The organism is Mesorhizobium sp. M4A.F.Ca.ET.090.04.2.1 (genome assembly GCF_003999085.1).
Taxonomy (GTDB): Bacteria; Pseudomonadota; Alphaproteobacteria; order Rhizobiales; family Rhizobiaceae; genus Mesorhizobium.
Genome location: NZ_RZOT01000759.1, coordinates 1 through 1963 on the forward strand (window position 1 = coordinate 1; position 1963 = coordinate 1963).

General features: G+C 69.7%; 2 protein-coding genes. Both read left to right on the top strand.

From position 1 onward, the window contains the following. On the top strand, positions 1-949 hold a 949-nt coding region (locus tag EN781_RS31480; RefSeq protein ID WP_127400675.1), incomplete at its 5' end, for a flavoprotein. After that, the coding region (locus EN781_RS31485) for an MFS transporter (protein ID WP_127400676.1) at positions 946-1963 on the top strand (1018 nt) is incomplete at its 3' end. The genes EN781_RS31480 and EN781_RS31485, both read left to right, overlap by 4 nt.

Genomic DNA, 1963 nt, shown 5'->3' on the forward strand with positions numbered 1-1963 from the left:
TGCCGTGATCGATGCCTCCGGCACTTGGCGCACGCCCAATCCGCTCGGCGCCGGCGGCATCGCGGCGGAGGGAGAGGCGGAATTCGCCGACCGCATCGCTTACGGCATTCCCGACATTCTCGGCCGGGACCGGGCCCTTTACGGCGGCCGCGCCACGCTGGTGGCAGGGTCCGGCCATTCGGCCGCCAATGCCCTGCTCGACTTGGCCAGGGTGGCGGATGACGAGCCGGGCACAACGTTCATCTGGACGACGCGCGGCACCGATCTGGTGCGCATCTATGGCGGCGGCGATCTTGATGCCTTGCCGGCCCGCGGTGAACTTGGATCCGACGTCAGGGACCTTGCCGAGAGCGGCCGCGTCCAATTGGTCACAGGGTTTGCCACGACGGCAATTCGCGAGGAAGACGGCCGGCTGATTGTCGAGGGCGATACGGCGGACGGTTTGCGGCGCATCGGCCCTATCGACCGAATCGTCGCCGCGACCGGCCAGCGGCCCGATCTCAGCCTGACCAGGGAATTGCGGCTCGACCTCGATCCATGGCTGGAAGGCGTCAGGGCGCTGGGGCCGCTGATCGATCCCAACGAGCATTCCTGCGGCGACGTGCCGCCGCATGGGCACCGCGAGCTCAGCCATCCCGAGCCCGGCGTCTATACGGTCGGCATCAAGAGCTATGGCCGGGCGCCGACCTTCCTGCTGCTGACCGGCTACGAGCAGGTGCGCTCGGTCGCGGCCGCATTGGCCGGCGACGTCGCCTCGGCCGATGCGGTGCAACTGGTCCTGCCCGAGACCGGCGTCTGCACGGTGCCGGGTGGGGTCACCGTGACCGGCAAGACGTTCGCCGGCTGCTGTGGTGGTCCGGCCCCGGAAGCGGCGGACGGCTGCTGCGTCGCCGACGCCGAGGCGAAAGCCGCCGGCAGGGGCGGCTGCGGTTGCGGCGTTGCCGCATGAGCAGCATGGCCGGCATGCGCGGCCGCGGCATCATCATCACCGTGCTCGGCCTGACGCAGATCATGGCGTGGGGCTCGTCCTACTATCTGCCGGCGGTCATCGCACCGGCGGTGGCCCGCGACACCAGCTGGCCGCTGGCATGGGTGGTTGGCGGCTTGTCGCTCGGGCTTCTCGTCGCCGGCCTGATATCGCCGCGCGTCGGCTCCTCGATCGAGCGCCATGGCGGCCGTAACGTGCTCGCCTTCAGCGCATTCTGCATCGGCGCCGGCCAGATCGGCCTGGCCGCGGCGCCCTCGCTTCCCGTCTATATCGGTGCCTGGCTCGTGATCGGGCTCGGCATGGGGGCAGGACTCTACGACGCCGCCTTCGCCACGCTTGGCCGCCTTTACGGCAATAGCGCGCGTTCGGCCATCACCACGCTCACCCTGTTCGGCGGCCTGGCCAGCACCGTCTGCTGGCCGATCTCGGCTTTCCTGTTGAGCACGATCGGCTGGCGCGGCGCTTGCCTTGCCTATGCCGCCGTGCAACTCCTCATCGCGCTGCCGCTCTATCTCACGCTGCTGCCGCGCCGGGTGCCGCAACGCAGCGCGGCATCCGATGTGGATCGAAACGCCGCCGCTGCAAGGCCAGTCAACCCGTCCTTGCCCGTCATGGCCTTGCTCGCCAGCACCATCACGCTGGCGGCGGTGATTTCCTCGACGCTCTCGGTGCATTTGCTGTCGATCCTGCAGGCCGGCGACCTGGCGCTCGCCGCCGCTGTCGGTCTCGGAGCCCTGGTGGGCCCCTCGCAGGTAACGGCGCGCGCGGTCGAGATGATGATCGCGCGCTATCACCATCCGATCTGGACCAAGCTTGCCTCGGCGAGCTTCGTCGCCATCGGTGTCCTGGCGCTGTGGGCCGGCATGCCGGCCGTGCCGGTGGCGCTCGGCTTCTACGGCGCTGGCATCGGTCTCGAATCGATCGCGCGCGGCACCTTGCCGCTCGCCCTGGTCGGTCCGTCCGGCTACGCGAAGC